Annotated in this window: 12 protein-coding genes and 1 tRNA gene; 7 read left to right on the top strand and 6 right to left on the bottom strand. The window is 48.2% G+C overall.

Going from position 1 to position 16,845, the window contains the following annotated elements:
• Positions 1 to 10 precede the first annotated feature (10 nt).
• The 7 genes from purB (at position 11) to APAR_RS06910 (ending at position 6,709) form a co-directional block, all read left to right on the top strand.
• Positions 11 to 1,357 carry an adenylosuccinate lyase gene (gene purB / locus APAR_RS06940; RefSeq protein ID WP_012809431.1) on the top strand — a complete coding sequence of 449 codons (1,347 nt, stop codon included), beginning with the start codon at positions 11 to 13 and terminating at the stop codon, positions 1,355 to 1,357.
• Positions 1,358 to 1,360: 3 nt separating this feature from the next.
• Positions 1,361 to 2,572 carry a hypothetical protein gene (locus tag APAR_RS06935; protein ID WP_012809430.1) on the top strand — a complete coding sequence of 404 codons (1,212 nt, stop codon included), beginning with the start codon at positions 1,361 to 1,363 and terminating at the stop codon, positions 2,570 to 2,572.
• Between the two features lie 100 nt (positions 2,573 to 2,672).
• Positions 2,673 to 3,386, top strand: a complete 714-nt coding sequence (locus APAR_RS06930) for a response regulator transcription factor (protein ID WP_012809429.1) — start codon at positions 2,673 to 2,675, stop codon at positions 3,384 to 3,386.
• An 11-nt stretch (positions 3,387 to 3,397) separates the two neighbouring features.
• Complete coding sequence (locus APAR_RS06925) at positions 3,398 to 4,903, top strand: sensor histidine kinase (protein ID WP_012809428.1); 1,506 nt, start codon at positions 3,398 to 3,400, stop codon at positions 4,901 to 4,903.
• A 75-nt stretch (positions 4,904 to 4,978) separates the two neighbouring features.
• Positions 4,979 to 5,875, top strand: coding sequence for a phosphoribosylaminoimidazolesuccinocarboxamide synthase (locus APAR_RS06920; protein ID WP_012809427.1), 897 nt, complete (start codon positions 4,979 to 4,981; stop codon positions 5,873 to 5,875).
• The gene (locus tag APAR_RS06915) at positions 5,862 to 6,485 is read left to right on the top strand and encodes a hypothetical protein (protein WP_012809426.1); all 624 of its coding nucleotides are present in this window, start codon (positions 5,862 to 5,864) and stop codon (positions 6,483 to 6,485) included. Before APAR_RS06920 ends, APAR_RS06915 begins: the two co-directional genes overlap by 14 nt.
• Before the next feature lie 148 nt (positions 6,486 to 6,633).
• Positions 6,634 to 6,709, top strand: a tRNA-Arg gene (locus APAR_RS06910).
• 541 nt (positions 6,710 to 7,250) lie between these two features.
• On the opposite strand, the gene pknB is transcribed toward APAR_RS06910, so the two are convergent.
• The 6 genes from pknB to APAR_RS06880 form a co-directional block, all read right to left on the bottom strand.
• Positions 7,251 to 9,176: a Stk1 family PASTA domain-containing Ser/Thr kinase gene (gene pknB, locus APAR_RS06905; RefSeq protein ID WP_012809425.1), complete on the bottom strand. Its 1,926-nt coding sequence runs from the start codon at positions 9,174 to 9,176 to the stop codon at positions 7,251 to 7,253.
• Between the two features lie 100 nt (positions 9,177 to 9,276).
• Positions 9,277 to 12,141, bottom strand: coding sequence for an FtsW/RodA/SpoVE family cell cycle protein (locus APAR_RS06900; protein ID WP_012809424.1), 2,865 nt, complete (start codon positions 12,139 to 12,141; stop codon positions 9,277 to 9,279).
• A 2-nt stretch (positions 12,142 to 12,143) separates the two neighbouring features.
• Positions 12,144 to 13,403 carry a Stp1/IreP family PP2C-type Ser/Thr phosphatase gene (locus APAR_RS06895; protein ID WP_049754789.1) on the bottom strand — a complete coding sequence of 420 codons (1,260 nt, stop codon included), beginning with the start codon at positions 13,401 to 13,403 and terminating at the stop codon, positions 12,144 to 12,146.
• Positions 13,404 to 13,410: 7 nt separating this feature from the next.
• Complete coding sequence (locus APAR_RS06890) at positions 13,411 to 13,824, bottom strand: FHA domain-containing protein (protein WP_012809422.1); 414 nt, start codon at positions 13,822 to 13,824, stop codon at positions 13,411 to 13,413.
• On the bottom strand, positions 13,824 to 14,948 hold the full coding sequence (locus APAR_RS06885) for an FHA domain-containing protein (protein ID WP_012809421.1): 1,125 nt from the start codon (positions 14,946 to 14,948) through the stop codon (positions 13,824 to 13,826). Before APAR_RS06885 ends, APAR_RS06890 begins: the two co-directional genes overlap by 1 nt.
• Positions 14,935 to 16,728 carry a serine/threonine-protein kinase gene (locus tag APAR_RS06880; RefSeq protein ID WP_012809420.1) on the bottom strand — a complete coding sequence of 598 codons (1,794 nt, stop codon included), beginning with the start codon at positions 16,726 to 16,728 and terminating at the stop codon, positions 14,935 to 14,937. Before APAR_RS06880 ends, APAR_RS06885 begins: the two co-directional genes overlap by 14 nt.
• Positions 16,729 to 16,845 lie beyond the last annotated feature (117 nt).

The raw sequence follows: 16,845 nt of genomic DNA, 5'->3' as shown, positions 1-16,845 counted from the left end.
GAGTCTCATCGTGGTAGATCGCTACACCGGCAAAGAAATGGGCCACATCTTTTCTTTGGAGAACAAGTACGCCGTTTGGCAGGAGATTGAAGTTCTTGCGTGCGAAGCACAGGCTGAGCTTGGTGTTATTGGTATTTCTCGCGAAGAGGCAGCTTGGATTCGTGAGCACGCTGCGTTTAACCGCGCTGAAGTAGACGAGATTGAGGCTGTTACTAACCATGATGTTATTGCTTTTTTAACTAACATGGGCTCCTACATTGATGCTGAGGTTCCTGAGGGCAAGCTCAAACCAAGTCGTTGGGTTCACTACGGTATGACCTCAACAGATCTGGGAGATACTGCTCTTTGCTACCAGCTCACTCAGGCATGTGACCTACTCATTGCTGCGGTTCGTCGCTGCGCTGCCATCTGCAAACGCCGTGCTTTTGAGGAGCGCGATACCCTTTGCGTTGGTCGTACTCATGGCATTCATGCAGAGCCTATGACCTTTGGTATGAAGTTTGGCAGTTGGGCTTGGGAGTTCAAGCGCGATCTTGATCGTCTAAAGGATGCTCGTAAAAACGTTGCTTATGGCGCTATTTCTGGCGCTGTTGGAACTTATTCTTCCATTGATCCTTTTGTTGAGGAGTACGTTTGCGAGAAACTCGGTCTTGTTCACGACCCTCTTTCAACCCAGGTAATTTCTCGTGACCATCATGCTTACCTTGCTGGTGTTCTGGCAACTGTTGCCGCTACTTGCGAGCGCGTTGCAACCGAGATGCGTGCATTACAAAAGACCGATACCCTCGAGGCTGAAGAGCCATTCCGCAAGGGACAGAAGGGTTCTTCCGCTATGCCCCACAAGCGCAATCCTATTACTGCTGAGAAAATCTGTGGTTTGTCCCGCGTGGTCAAAGCCAATGCACAGGTTGCCTTTGATAACGTTGCTCTTTGGCATGAACGTGATATTAGTCATTCTTCTGCTGAGCGTGTTGCTCAAGCAGACAGCTTTATTGCTCTTGACCATATGTTGTCAAAGCTTGAGTTTTTGCTTGATGGCATGGTTCTATATCCAGAGCAGATGATGGCCAATCTTAATAAGACACGCGGCATGCTCTTCTCGTCAAAGGTTCTTCTTGCTTTGGTTAATACTGGTATTACTCGTGAAGAGGCATACAAGATTGTCCAGTCTAACGCTATGAAGGTGTGGGCAGATATTCAGCAGTGCAAGGAAGGACCATCTTATCAGGGGCTTCTTGAGGCAGACCCAGCTTGTACGCTGAGCCATGATGAGCTTGAGAAGATCTTTGATCCTCGTGCGTTCCTCACTCGTTCACACGTTTTATTTGACCGTCTTGAACATCTTGAATTGGACTAAATCGTGACTCTTTTTGGGAACATTTCTCGTCGAAACTTTTTTAAGACGGGAGCAGCTAGTGTGGTGGTTGCTGGCGCAATTAGTATTGCGGAAGGTTGCTCTCACCAAGCAGGTTTGGGAGATGTAGGAAAACCTCTGGTACTTGATGAGTCTGCTGGCACTAATGTGTTGGACTCCTATAGTTCAGCAGAATATTCTGTCCAGCCAAGCCAGACATGGACACTTCCTCTAGGAAGCGTGCTACACCCTGCTGACGGTAATTGGATCCCCGTTACTACGGCTGGCGCGTCTGCTACGCCAATGGTGAAGGGTTCTGCTCTTTCGCTGACGTCTGGTCAAGTTGTTGATGTTGTTCCTACAGCTCAGATGAACAATACTACTGCGGTCATTTACGATGTTCGTTGCTCCGATTCCGTTTACGCCTGGGTTGAGGTGGATACCACAACCTTTGATTGGGAGCTTTTTGCTGCTCCATTTTCTGATGGCAAGCTTACAGGAGACGCAAAGGTACTTTACAAAGCTGATAAAAACTGGGACCCTGCACCGTTTGCCTGTGGAGACGATAAGGTAGTTTGGATTGTCCAGCCTTCTTCCTCGGGCGAGAAAACCCGCGAGTCTTCTCACTGCTACGTGTGGCGTGTGGGTGATTCTGAAGGAACAGACGCCGTTGAATCACCAGGTAGATTTGCTACTGCACCCTCTATTTCCAAGGGCGTAGTTACTCTTACTCCCCGAGTTCGTGCTTCCGAAGGAACCTATTATGGCGTTACGGCATATCTGCTGGGAGATAACCTTAAAACTAAGGTTGACCAGCTAGTTATGCCTCAATCTGTTAAACCATTTGCAGCAAGCCGTGTAGACGATAAGTTTATTGTGTCCGTTGAAGCAAGTTATGACTCAGGTGGTCTTTTAGGCAAGATGGGAACGTACATCTTACCTGCTTCAGGAGAAAATCCTTACATTATTGAGCGTGAACCTTATGCAATATCTTCAGGTAAAGGTAGCCTTTATATAATTAAGAGTCGTGCTTCTTATGTGCTTGTTGATACGCAAAATCAAACGGCAAATTGGCTCTATTCGATGGATAGAAGCGTTGATTATGGAGAATTTCCTGCTCGAGAGGGCAACTGCGATTCTTTTGTAACCTTCTCAACTGTTAAGGACCCTACTAGCGGATATCCTGCCTCTGTGGCAGTTCGTGTATTTTCTTTGTAGATTATTTGTAGACATAGCGATAGAATGATTACAAATAATTAATGAACAATTGTAACGTGTCATAAGCACATGCGTGCAGAGCAAAAGAAAAGGGGAGACAATGGCTTCCGACGAGAAGAAAATTCTGATTGTCGAAGATGAGAAAGTCATCCGTGACGCTGTCTCAGCATATCTTGAGCGCGAAAATTACGTTGTTAAGGGTGTTGGCGATGGTCAGAGTGCAGTTGAGGAGTTTGAGAAACATGCATTTGACCTGGTCATCCTTGATCTGATGCTTCCAAAACTTTCTGGAGAGCGCGTTTGTCGTGCAATCAGAGATACTTCTAATGTGCCTATCATTATGCTTACCGCAAAAGGTGAGGTAGAGGATAGGATTATCGGTCTTGAACTTGGTGCTGATGATTATCTTGTTAAGCCCTTCTCACCTCGTGAGTTAGTGGCGCGTGTCCGTGCGCTGTTCCGCCGCACTTATTCAGAGCCAGATACTGCTGTTGACGTGCTTGATTACGGCACTCTTACCATTGATATTTCCGGTCACAAGATTCTCATTAACAATGAGGAAGTTGACCTTACTGCTTCAGAGTTTAAGCTGCTTACAACCCTTGCTCGTTATCCTGGCCGTGTATATACGCGCATGGAGCTTGTCGAGAAGGTTTTGGGCTATGATTTTGAAGGTTACGAGCGCACCATTGATTCGCATGTTAAGAACTTGCGTGCAAAGTTAGGTGATGACCCTCGTAATCCTCGCTGGCTGTTCACTGTTCACGGTGTTGGCTATCGCTTCGAGGCTGGCAACGCTAGCCATGAGGCTTAAGCTTTAGAGCTTTGGCACTTTTTAAGAAATATCAGTCAAATTCTCTTAAGGACCCTCAGGAAAATGAGGGTTCTTATAAAACTATTAAGCCGGATCCCGTTGGTGCTCAGAGCTTTACTGCTCACATGGCGGCTTTCTTTGCGTTAACCGCTGTAATGACAGTATTGGTGCTTATTTCTGTCTTGGGTATTGTGTGGGAAATCCGTTTTACTGCTTACACCAGGGAGAACTTACAAAATACCGTTAATACTACCGCACTCAATATGTCTCAAGCATACGCGCGAGCAGAAGGTTGGACTGCTGACGTACTCTCTATTGCGCGTCAGGCTGCGTCGTCTAATCCAGATATTGGCATTCAGGTCTTGGATGTTTCTGGCGTGGTGTTGTATGACAACTCTGCACCAAATGCACGTAGATCTGGTGTAAATGGTGCGTCATCTGGCCCTCAGACAGGCGACGCCGTGGTCTATGCGGTTGTCCAAAACTTGCAGGGTGAATCTGTGGGTAGCATTAGAATTTGGACGTTTGGTTCTGAGCCGTTTTTAACCCAGCGAGACATTGCATTCCGTAATGGTTCCTATCAGGCAATCAGTCTTGCTGCAGCCATTGCAATCTCGCTTTCTGGCTTGATTGGTATTTTAGCTTCACGTTCTCTTACCAAACCTGTGCGCCTTATTACCGAGACAGCTGTTCAAATTAGAAGCGGAAATCTTGCGGCTCGCTCGGGCATCCGTGGCGAGAATGAATTAGGGCGTCTGGGAGAAACATTTGACGATATGGCGTCTTCACTCGAAAGAGACATTAAGCTTGAACGTCGTTTGACCAGCGATGTGGCGCACGAGCTAAGAACTCCACTTATGGCTATTATGGCCACCGTTGAAGCAATTCAAGACGGCATCTTACCTGCTGATGAAGAGCGACTAGAAAATATTGTGTCTGAGAGTAGACGTCTTTCTCGCCTGGTAGATGCCATGCTTCACCTGTCAAGGCTTGAGAACGGAAAGACAAAGTTTAACCCGGAAAGCGTGAATGTGGTAGCAATGGTGGCAAGTATTGTTGCTATGCAAGAAACACTTTTTAAAGAAAATAATCGTACGTTGACCTTTGTGGATAAGACTCCTGAGGGCAACTGTTTTGTTGACATTGATTCGGATATGATCCGAGAAGCTCTGACTAATTTGTTGAGTAATGCTATTCGTTATACCGACGACGGAGGCCATGTTGTCATAACCGTTTCAATTGACAACACCGATGCGGTTATTTCCGTGACTGATGATGGTATGGGAATTGCCCCTGAGGACATTCCACAGACTTTCTCGAGATTCTGGCGTGCGGAAGAAAGTCGTGAGCGTGCGTCAGGTGGTCTTGGTGTGGGCTTAGCAATTACAAAAGAGATTATGGACCGTCACAACGGCACTATTTCAGTGGAATCCGAGCTTGGAAAAGGTACTACTTTCTCGCTGTATCTTCCGATACTTGCCCAGAATAATATCTCTGTTACAGAAACTTTGTTGTAGGCTGATTTTTGGACATTTTGCCGTACAATCAAAAGTCCTGTAATACAATGCGCTTTGCGCAGAAGTGAGGTCATTGTGGCTGGAGCTGAGCTTCGTCCCGATTCGCACGGTAAGGTTCGCGATATTTACGATTGCGGCGACAAACTTTTAATGGTTGCGAGCGATCGCATTAGTGCTTTTGACTTTATTCTCCCTGATGAGATTCCTTTTAAGGGAGAAATTTTGACACGTATTAGCGCATTTTGGTTTAATCGCTTTAAGGATCTTTTACCTAACCATATGATTTCTGTTTTGCCAGACCAGACTCCTGAGCAGTTTGCAGATTACACTGAGTATCTTGCAGGCCGCGCTATGTTGGTTAAAAAGGCAAAAACTGTGCCAATTGAGTGCATCGTACGAGGTTACCTTACTGGTTCTGGTAAGAAGACTTACGACCAGGACGGTACTGTCTGTGGCATTAAGTTGCCTGATGGTCTAAGCGAGGCCTCAAAGCTTCCTGAGCCAATCTTTACACCTTCTACTAAGGCTGAGCTTGGTGATCATGACGAGAATATCTCGTTTGAGCGTTGCTGTGAGATTGTTGGTGAGGATGTTGCAACTCAGTTGAAGGAAGCCTCGCTTGCAATTTATAAGGCTGCTGCAGAATATGCCGCAACTCGTGGAATTATTATTGCGGATACCAAATTTGAGTTTGGTTTTATCGACGGAAAACTTACACTTATTGATGAGTGCCTTACACCCGATTCAAGCCGTTTTTGGCCTGCTGAGGGATATATTGAGGGACATGTTCAGCCAAGTTATGATAAACAGTATGTACGGGATTGGCTGAAAGCCTACTGGGACATGCAAGGAGAGCCACCTCATCTGCCAGAAGAGGTAATTGAGGGCACGTCCGAACGTTATCGTACGGCATTCCAGATTATTACGGGAACTGAGTTTGTACCACTGAAGGAGACCAATGTCACTGCGTGACACCATTACAGGCGCAACCAAAGAAGCGCGTGAGGCTACCGCAAGCCTTTCAAAGAAAGAAAACTCTGAGGAGACTGAGCGTCCTTCGTATTCCGCTTTTGCTCGCAAATCTGCTGCTTCTGCTAAACCAGCACGAGAAGCAGCTGCGTCTGTACGCGTGAGTGGCTCTGGTAGTTCTTGCTCTCCGAAGAGCAAAGAGGAGAAGCGTGCCGCACGTGCCCGTCAGCGTGAGCGTGAGGATATTCGTAGTCGCGGGTTTGAGGCTATGCTGCGTGCGGATCCAGACTATCATCGCGCTGAGCGCATTTGGTGGGTCTTTTTGGGTCTTGGCTTTGTAGCAACCATCATTACGCTAGCACTCTCGTATCTAGTCCCAGAGTCTAGGGATCTGAATACTGGGGTTGGTATGATTTCTGCCATCATGTTGGTCTTTGCTTATTTCTGCATTTTTGGCTCGGTTGTCTACAGCTTCTTCAAGATGCGTCCTCTTCGCAAGAAGGTTGAGGCTAAGGTTGCTGGCATGACTGATAAGAAGCTCAACGATTTCTACCTTGAGCGTCAGGCCGAGTATGACAGAAAGAGGGCAGAGCGTAAGGCTGGTCGTAAGTAGCGGCTTTGCGTCGCTGCTGACGCACAAGCGTTGGCGCCGCGAGCGTTGATGGCGCGAGGTATCGGCGGTGCAAGCACCGCAGCACTTCTCGCCACACAAACGCCAACGATTTGCGTATGCGAGCCTACGTGAGTAGAATATCCCACATGCCTTCGTAGCTCAGGGGATAGAGCACCGCTCTCCTAAAGCGGGTGTCGGCCGTTCGAATCGGCCCGGGGGCACCATTGATTTCAAACCGACAGCATCGCGCTGCCGGTTTTTCTTTGCTGCAAGGTGTTGAGCGGCGGCTTTTTAGGGCTAGCGTACAAAATGGTGTAGTTTTGGTAGGTCTTGCTGAAGAATCGCCATGCTTCTGACCAAGATAGCCCGACAGCTAGGCGGTCTCACTACTAGATATACATTTCAATGCATAAACATCATCTAATATGCTGAATAATGAATAGACTTATATAAAGAATTTTACTATAGGTAAATTCCGTATCTAAAAAACACACCCATGACGGATAATCTGCACAATTGCGGGCATATTACACACCTAATGACGATAATCTGCACGTTTGAGGTATTTTCAGCGTCATGTATACGTCTTTTTGGCAGATTATCCGCCATAGGTGTGTTCAACTATTTTTTCGCAGCAGTAAAAAGCCCTGCAACCGAACCTGGTTGCAGGGCTTTGAACGTACTGGCTGTGCTCGCTTTGTGCTTGGAGCCGCTCGTCGTGCGCTTCGTGCTTGGAGCTGCGCTACGCCCGCACGCCCGCAGCGCTTACACTGATGGTCGCGGTCCACTGGATACGCGGATGGTGATAGTAGCGCCAGGTACAGCGCTTGATGGCGTCTGGCCAACAACATTACCGGTGGCAACGTTGTCGTCATAGACCCAAACAGTATTGACCTGGAAGCCAGCGTTTTCGAGCGTGGTCTGAGCGGTCTCAAAGTCTTTGCCAACAACATTTGGAACAGATCCGCTCTGAGCACCAGTAGAAACAACGATAGTTACAGTAGAACCTTTATCTGCCTTGCCGTTAGCTGGGGATTGGGAGATAACACGGCCTTCAGGAACGCTTGATGAAGGCTGCTGTTGAGTTTCTACCTTAAATCCAGCGTCTTTCAGAACGTCAGACGCGCGCTCAGAAGTCATCTCCGTGACGTCTGGGACGTCTACCTTACCCTTACCAGAAGACAAATGATAGGTGATGGTGTCGCCAGCCTTAGCGTCGCTACCTGCAGCTGGCTCCTGTGTTGCAACGTAACCAACAGCTACGTTGTCCGACTCAACCGAATCACCATTTCTTGCTTTGAGACCAACAGCAGCAAGGGCCGATTCGGCCTCTGATGGACTCTTGTTAGTGAGATCGGGTACCTTAACTGCCGCAGCAGGTTTAGCGCCTTTAGAGATAACAAGGTTAACAGTGGTTCCCTCAGGAGCCTGTCTGTTAGCGCTTGGTGTCTGGTCGATAACTTGGCCTTCAGGAGCAGAATCGCTATAGCTTTCTGTGACAGTTCCTAGTTTAAAGTGGCTGCCAGATGCATTTAGCGCCTGAGTTGCTTGGTCTTTTGTTTGTCCAACAAACTGCGGAACCAGGTACTGCTGGGAGGTGTTGCCGAGGATGTGTGCAATAGCAAAACCAGCAAGAGCTACGACAACCAAAGCAGCTAGAATACCAAGGATAATATTGCGCTTGTGACGATTATTCTCGCGCTTGTCCAGCTCATCAGCTTCTTCACGAGAATGAACGCGGTTCAAGCGACCAGTATCGCCACCTCGAGTCATGTAGGTGTTGGAGCCTTCGATGCCGCGGCGATCAAGCCTAGAAGTTGGCTGAGGCGGCGTCACAATGCGAGGGCTAACAGTAGTGTTACTTGGAATAGTGGCACGACCAGCAATGAAATCGCGAAGAGCGCGAGCAAGCTCGTCAGCGCTCTGGTAACGATCCCCTGGATTTTTCTCCATGCAGCGAAGGATGATTGCCTCGAGAGCAGGGTCAATGTTGGGATTAATGAGCGATGGTGGCTGAGGAGCCTCATTGACTTGCTTCATGGCAACGCTAATTGCATCGTCGCCAACAAAGGGAACGCGACCAGTAGCAGCTTCGTACATGACAATACCCAGGGAATAGATATCGGTGGTTGGTCCCAAAGGTTTGCCGGTACTTTGCTCTGGAGAAACATAGTGAGCGGTACCGAGAACAGAGTTATCGGTGGTTAGACTGCTGTTCTTTGCACGAGCAATGCCAAAGTCCATGACCTTAATGTTGCCATCTGGCTGGACCATGATGTTTTGTGGTTTGATGTCACGGTGAATGATGTCGTGACGGTGTGCTACAGAGAGCGCCTGGGCAATCTGAGAGCCAATCTGAGCGACCTTACGGGAATCAAGAGCTCCATGCTTACGGATGCCGCTCTTAAGGTCTGTACCGCGCAGATACTCCATAACAATGTAGTAAGACTCGCCGTCTTTGCCCCAGTCATAGACCGAGACAATGTATGGACTTGAGAGCGCCGCCGCTGCCTGTGCCTCCTGCTTAAAACGAGCAGCAAAGGACGGGTCATTTGCGTACTGTGGCAGCATCATTTTGATGGCAACAGTACGACCAAGAACTTGGTCCTGTCCGCGGTAAACGGTTGCCATTCCACCGGTACCAATTTTGTCTTGAACCTGGTAACGCCCACCGAGCATTCTACCTGGCATAACTCAACTCCTATCAAGCGTGCGATTTTCTCGCCACGTTACTTACCATCTTAGAACACACCTAACTACTTAGGGAGAAGGTCGCGTGATGCTTTGAGATTTACGAAGCAGCCCCCAAAGCCTGGATGTTTAGACACTGTGCAAGAACACGTCCACCAACTTGAGCACCGTAACCCAAAACGTTCTCGCCATTGCCCTCGATGACAACAGAAACAACAAGGGTTGGGTGGTCGTAAGGTGCAAAACCAATGAAGAACGAGTTAAAGTTACCATTCTCGACGTCTGCTGTACCTGTTTTTCCCGCAATCTTGACACCTGGAACGCGAGCTCCCATGCCAGTGCCAGATTCTACAACGCCCAACATTGCTTCTCGAACCTGTGCAGCAGTATCTGCAGACACAGCTTGTCCAAGCGATTTTGGTGACGTTGTAGAAACAACAGCTCCCTCTGGCGAGAGAACGCGATCAACAATGTAGGGGTTCATAACTACACCACCGTTAGCAATTGCAGCTGCAATAACGGCGTTTTGCATGACGGTAGTTTGAGGTCCTGCGGGACTTGCGTGTTCGCCAACAGGAAGGCCACAGGATGCCCAGGCAAGTTCCCAGGTGGTCATCTCAGCAGGATTTGGCATTAGCGATGGCGTTGTTGAGAAATCTTGACCAAGTGCGGTGCCATAACCAAAGGCGCGTGCATAGCTGACCAGATTATCCGCGCCTAGTGCTACACCAAGCTGTGCCAAGGCTGTGTTTGAAGAGCGAGCAAATGCCTCACGTAGAGGAATGGTGCCCATGTCCTCGTTGGCGTAGTTGTGGATGGTTCCGCCGCCAATCTCCATGGTTCCTGGAGCTGAGTATGTGGTGTCCAGCGTGGTTTTGTGCGTATCAATTCCAGCAGCAAGCGTAACGGTCTTAAAGGATGAGCCAGGGGAGTAGAGTGCCTGGGTAGTTCTGTCGACTAACTGACTGCCAGTACCGGATTCAATAATAGTACCCAGTTCAGCGTGGGTATATGAAGGACTTGAAGCCTTTGCAAGTACAGCTCCGGTAGATGGATCCATAACAACAATAGAGCCAGAATAACCTTGGAGTGCAGCTTCTGCTACGGCCTGCATTTGGGAATTGATGGTCAGAACAACACTTGAACCAGTGGTGTTAATACCGGCCATCGAGTACAGAGCGCTTCTCCAATCGGAATGATCTGCATGGCCAGTGAGTGTTTCGTTCATGGAGGACTCAATACCCGCAGTTCCGTACTGAGTAGAGATGTAGCCAACCGTGTGAGAAGCCATACCGTCGTGCGGATAGTTGCGCACGTAGGTACCGTCGTCTTGTTTGACGCTTTCTGCCAGCGTGACGCCGTCAGAGGTTATGATGGCACCGCGCTGAACGTAAGCGCTCTTAGCAATAGTGTGGTTGTTGGTAGGAAGTGCTTGAAGCCTAGGGGCGTCAATTACCATTAGGAAGGTTAGATTGCCGAGAAGAACGGTGAAGAAGAGGGTAAATACGGTAACCAAATTGGTTAGACGCTTTCCGAGAGCAACGCGTCCTAGAACACCTGACTCCTCAGACTGTAGATCAAAGCCTCCGCGGATGTGACTACCGTGCAGAACGGAAGAGGCGTGAGCTCCACCAGAAGAAATTTCAAGTCTCTGGGAATCAAGTACTTTTTTGCTTGGCTCAAGCTCTGTCTCGCGACCAGTTCCCTCGTCACCTGCTCTGAGCAGTAAGGCAACAATGATAAAGCTGGAAAGCAGAGAACTGCCGCCCTGGCTCATAAAGGGTAGAGTGACGCCAGTAAGAGGCATGAGCTTAGTGACGCCTGCAATAATAAGGAAGGTCTGGAATGCCAAAACACTGGTAAGGCCAGCTGCGGCAAAGGCAGATGAATCAGACTTTGCACGAGCGGCTGTTGCAAGACCACGCACTGTAAGGAGCAGGAACAGGGTAATAATTGCTGCTCCACCAAAAAGACCCATTTCTTCAGCAATGGCAGAGAAAATAAAGTCAGACTCAACAACAGGAATGAGTGTAGGCATTCCCTTATCAATTCCTGTACCAGCAAGTCCTCCATCTGCGATGGAATAGAGAGACTGAACAATCTGGAAGCCATCTCCAGAGGGATCTTTGAAGGGGTCAAGCCAAATGTTGACACGAGTCTGAACATGGCTAAAGAAGTGGTAAAGTATCACGCCACCGATGGCCAAGAGTGCAACGCTGACAAAAACGTAGCTAGCGCGACCTGTTGCAACATAAAGCATAATGACAAAGAAAACGAAGAAAAGAAGTGCGCTACCAAGGTCGCGTTCGAAAATGACAACAATCAGGCTGATGCCCCACATGACAAATAAGGGCAGTAGCATTTTGAAGCGAGGAATTCGGAATGGTCCCACAGAGCGCATGGAGACCGACAGAGCTTCTCGATTAAGCGCAAGGTAAAACGCTAGAAAGAGCGTAATAGCAATCTTTGCAATCTCGCCAGGCTGGAAAGTAAAGGGACCAAACGAAATCCAAAGCCTTGAGCCGTAGCGGTCCTGACCAATAACAATTGGCAAAAGAAGCAATATGACACCGAGAATACCAATGGAGTATTTGTAGTCCGCTAACGCGTCAAGGTTTCTAATGATCGCTAGCACCACAATCATGACAACAACAGAGATAAAAAGCCAAATAGTCTGGTTGACAGCGAGATTTGGAGAAAGTCTAGTGACCATGGTGATACCAATTCCCGAAAGCACAAACACAATAGGGAGAATGGCGGGGTCAGCTGCGGGAGCAAGGAATCTAATAGCGATGTGAGCTACGGTAAATGCTGCGAAGAGGCCAATAGGAACAGCCATAGTCTCAACGCTTAGCGTTGAACGAGCAGTAATCATATACATGGCGTACAGTAGAAATACTGGAATCGCTCCGACAAACAGTAAGAAGAGTTCCGTATTACGTCTTAATCCACCCGCTTTTTCCATTCCTACTCACCTCCCGAATTTGTTGTTGAAGTTGTTGTTTCTGTTGTTGGTGTTCCGCTAGATTGAGCATCTTCTTTCTTTTTAACTGCTCGATTGTTGGCATCGTCAATTTGCTTGCGGTAATCCTCGACGGTGCTGTGTGCTTCATCCTCGTCTTTAACACGGATTCCGTCGGCAAGTGAGTCTTGAACTGCGTCAGGCAAATCTTTTATTTCGATTGACGTAGTTTCAACAAGCGAAGACATATTTATGCCAGCAATTGTTGTAGGAATACCTCGATATACACCAACGGTAGTTCCGTTGATTCCCAAATACCACTCGCTGCTTACAAATAGGAAGAACACAGCAATAGTGGCTGCAAAGAGCGCAAGGAACGAGATAAACGTTGCAATGACGCCACGGGTAAGATGTCGCCTTGTTTGATCGGCTATACCGTCGTCTAAGACATCGATGACAATAACAGTGATGTTGTCTGATCCACCATAGGTAAGAGCTGCAGAAACAAGGTTATCGGCAGCCTTTTGTGGTGTAACGTTAGAGACGGCAATAGATTCAATCTCGTCATCAGGAACCATGCCAGAAAGACCATCGGAGCACAAAATGATGCGGTCACCATCAGATACTTCGAGTGAGAAATGATCTGCATACATGTCTGGATCAGAACCAAGGGCTCGTGTAACTACTGAGCGAGAAGGGTGTGTGCGAGCCTCATCAGCAGTAATTTGTCCAGAATCAATGAGCTCCTCAACGTAGCTGTGATCGTGAGTAATGCGGACCAAAGTTCCGTGATGGAGTAGATAAATACGGGAGTCACCAACATGGGCAACAGCCATCTGATTGCCTTCAATGAGAACAGCAGAAGCAGTGGAACCCATTCCAGGTTTGCCAACACCCTTTGCAGGAGCGTCAATAACTTCCTGGTTAGCGGCCTCAATTGCAGCACCAAGACGTACGTCGTCTGCAGTACTTGGAGCCTGTTCAGCGATAACTTTAACGGCAATTGAGCTTGCCACTTCACCAGCAGCGTGTCCTCCCATACCGTCACAGATGGCAAAGAGAGGAGTACGCAGGAGGAATGAGTCTTCGTTGTGATCGCGGACTAATCCTACGTCAGAGCGGGCACCCCAAGAAATAAAGGTGTTAGAGCCTGAAACTGCTTCTGTATCGCCTCGACCATCAAGTGGCAACTCACAACGACCAGGAGCACTAACGGGCTCTTGAGTAGGTGTATCAGAAATATGTGTTGTATCAGAAGAAACCATGAGCCTCTTATCGACGTCCAACACGCATAATCACATCGCCGACCTGAACTTCATCTGTATCACGAAGGGTAACAGGTTGTTCGATGATGTGACCATTAACCATGGTTCCATTTGTGGATCCAAGGTCTTCAAGCACCAGAGCAGGGCCCTGGATTGTAAAGCGAGCGTGTGAAGCAGAAACGTAAGGTTCGTCAATCACGATGTCAGAAGAAGGAGAGCGTCCAATGACAACGGGACCTAAGATGTCAACATGAAGGCCGCGTAAGGACTTGACGCCCTTCTCGACATCAACGGACCAAATAGCTCCGTCTTTGCGTTGTCCACGGACAAGACCAATACCTGTGCGCATGACTGAGAATAAGAAGATGTAAAGCAGGACAACAAGCAGAACGCGTCCTGCAAAGAGAATCAAGTCAATCATTAGTTCTCCCGGAACTGAAGGTCCATAAGACCAATGGTAATAAGGTCTCCATCGCGCAGAATAACCTCATCTACGTCGATATCGTTGACTAGCGTTCCGTTGGTGGAGTGCAAATCAGCAATGTGCCAATCGTGACCGTCGTAGGTCATTTCAGCATGACGTCTTGAAACGTTGGGATCACGCAGAACAATGTCTGCTTGAGAACGCTCACGACCAATGATAGCGCGAGGAGCCTCAACACGATACGAACGTCCACTCTGACGATCAATTAAGATGCAGATAGCGTCCATATTTGCGCGTGGCGTGCCTTGCAAATTGCGAGAAGAACGTCCACCTATGCCATTAAGCTGCGCATCAAGAGAAGGTGTGATACGACGCTGAGTCATAGGAACGGGAGCTGCTGTTGGGATAGCACCGTTTACTGGAAGGTCTGGAAGTTCATTTGAGCTAGGAAGAACAGGCATAGGGGTGGATTCAGCTGCAGAAACAACAGGAATTGCACCTTGAGCCTCAACAAAATCTGGTGGCATTACCGCAAGACCGGCATCTGTACCAGCAAGATCACCCAACACCTCTGGCGTTGCATTATCTGCAGAAACAGGTCGAACTACAGACAACGGATCTGGCTCTGGCTGTGATTCTGGTCGAACAGTAGCGCGGGAATTGTGTTGTTGAGGCATCTGTGCCGCAGCTCCTCCAACACTGGAGTTTCCGCCCAAGAAAGCACGCTCTTCATTACGCAGCTGGTCAAGAGTATTGCCATCAACATTTTCTGCAAAGACGGCAAATTTTCCAGGTTTTAGAGAAGGATCAACCATAAAACGAACAAGAGGTTGACCTACAAACACATAATCTTTTTGCTGAGCCTGAGTAGCCACAAAGTTAGAAATCTCTGCAGTTAGATCAGCATAAAGAGGACGCATCAGTGAATCATCTTGAGGAGCAACTAAAACGGTATACAAGGCAGGTGCAGTGTCTACACCGTCGATTTCATAGGTCTCACGTTCCATCTCTTTAGCTGCACGTTTGGCTAGCTTCTTAAAAGAGAAGGGCTCTGCATATCCTTGAGGTGCGGCACCAAAGACCGAACCAATACGGTTTTCAAAGTCACTAAGAAAGCTCATTTAATTCCTCGCCTTCCTGATCCGCTTGAAGTGGACCTATCAGGACAATTGCAATACATACAAACACACATAAGAATACCGTAATTAGTACTGAAACTATACTTTCAACTACCCAAAAATTGGGATTCTCCATCCAAGCTGCCCATATAAAGCCACCTGAAAGTACTGTAGCGCAGACAATTTGTCCAAAAATCATCCATCCGCGACGTCTTTTTTGACTTATCAGTGAGCCTAAAAGAGCAGATAGTGCGCATGTTCCAAAACGGATCCAGAAAGGAAGACCTGCGGCTAGTGAGGTGTAGTCATAGGCAAGAGGTGTTGCAGCAAATCCAAAAGACATGCCTTTAATAAGCAGAGTTCCAAAGAGATAGCTGAAGGCTCCTGTCAAAACCGCAGGCAAAGGTCGCATAGTAGCAGAGGCAAGAGCTGGTGCCGAAACAGGAGTAGGTAATAACGCACCTAGCAAGCAGTTAATACTGCTGAGTTTTGAGGCTCTTCCCGCAAATGCCCACCAGATAACGCTCACTAAGGTTACAAGCGTTGCAAATGGGAATGAAGTGCTGGTAGGACTAATGCTCGCTAGAGCGTACGCTGTACACGCAATGACAAGCGCGGATCCTAAGGGTGTCCAAAGAGCGGCGATTGCTGCTCCCACAAGGGAGCCCACGACAATAAATATGAGTGAATCTGGTTCAATAAACTGAAACAATTGGGCGAGAAGAACGCCGGTGACCAGTGCAGATGTACCACGCACAGCAACTGAGGGCAGCCAGGGGAAACGAATTGAAAGAGGAAGATGCTTGACATCCCAGGTCTCGGTCTCTTCTTCTGATTGTTCTACTAAGGCTTTGAGGCTTTTCTCGCCCTGTTTTTCGTTGCCAAGAGGAGTCACAATTTCTTGCGCGAATTCAGAAATACTGCCCTGTCGCAGAGATGGCTCAGGAGAAAGTGCTTGCGTCAAGGCCGCATCTACAGCAAACGGAACTTCAGGATCTTCTTTTAACAGAGGAATCTTTGGACCTTTGTATATACGATCAAGCGATTCCTTTGCAGTTCTGCCTGAGAATACATTAGATCCTGTAAGGGCCTGTCTCAAAACAACAGCAAGCGAGAAAATATCAGCACGTTCGTCAACAAGCATGCCTTCAACTTGCTCAGGAGGCATGTAGCCTACCGTGCCGCCTCGAGCACCACCATAACCAGCAGCCGAAGCAAGCGTTGCCATACCAAAATCGGCAAGTTTTACGGTACCTTGACGGTCAATCATAATGTTAGTTGGCTTGATATCCAGGTGAAGAACGCCGTTATCGTGGGCGTACTGGAGCGCCTTGGCAAGTGAAGAGACCATGTGAGCAGCTTCAGCGTAGGTAAGATAGCCGCCTTCAACACGAGCTAGGAGCTCAGATAGGTTGAGACCGTCTACAAACTCCATAACTAGGTAGGCGTAATTACCTTCAATTTCAAAGTCATGAACGGTCACAATGTTGGGGTGTGCTAATAAGCAGGCAGTTCGCGCCTCTGCGAGCGCTTCATCAACCGTAGAGGCCAGCACACCAGGAGTTTCGGAAGCACCTAAAAGTGGCATGCGTTTGATAGCTACACGCCTCTGCAAGCGAGTATCCCAGCAGGTACAAACAGTACCAAAGCCTCCATTACCTCTACGGGCAAGAACGCGATATCGATCCAGCAAAACTTCCGGCTCAGCCGCAAAAGTTGTCTGCTGAGCAGAAGGTGCATGTATATATGTGGTCTGCGTGGTCTGTGACCGCGAGTCACTCACGGCAACCTCCTGTGTTTAAAGTGTGTTTGTCGGCCGTGACTTCTTATATTCTACCGCTGAAAAGAATTTTCTTATATATCTATTGTTTTTCCATTAGAAGAAAACAAAATGTTGTAG

The organism is Lancefieldella parvula DSM 20469 (assembly GCF_000024225.1).
Lineage (GTDB): Bacteria > Actinomycetota > Coriobacteriia > Coriobacteriales > Atopobiaceae > Lancefieldella > Lancefieldella parvula.
This window is presented reverse-complemented; position numbering and strand designations above follow the sequence as displayed.

Coding starts and splice junctions, on each gene's coding strand:
- APAR_RS06900 (WP_012809424.1), bottom strand. CDS start 12,141: ATGGAAAAAGCGGGTGGATTAAGACGTAATACGGAACTCTTCTTACTG.
- APAR_RS06890 (WP_012809422.1), bottom strand. CDS start 13,824: ATGATTGACTTGATTCTCTTTGCAGGACGCGTTCTGCTTGTTGTCCTG.
- APAR_RS06895 (WP_049754789.1), bottom strand. CDS start 13,403: ATGGTTTCTTCTGATACAACACATATTTCTGATACACCTACTCAAGAG.
- APAR_RS06885 (WP_012809421.1), bottom strand. CDS start 14,948: ATGAGCTTTCTTAGTGACTTTGAAAACCGTATTGGTTCGGTCTTTGGT.
- APAR_RS06915 (WP_012809426.1), top strand. CDS start 5,862: ATGTCACTGCGTGACACCATTACAGGCGCAACCAAAGAAGCGCGTGAG.
- APAR_RS06930 (WP_012809429.1), top strand. CDS start 2,673: ATGGCTTCCGACGAGAAGAAAATTCTGATTGTCGAAGATGAGAAAGTC.
- pknB (WP_012809425.1), bottom strand. CDS start 9,176: ATGCCAGGTAGAATGCTCGGTGGGCGTTACCAGGTTCAAGACAAAATT.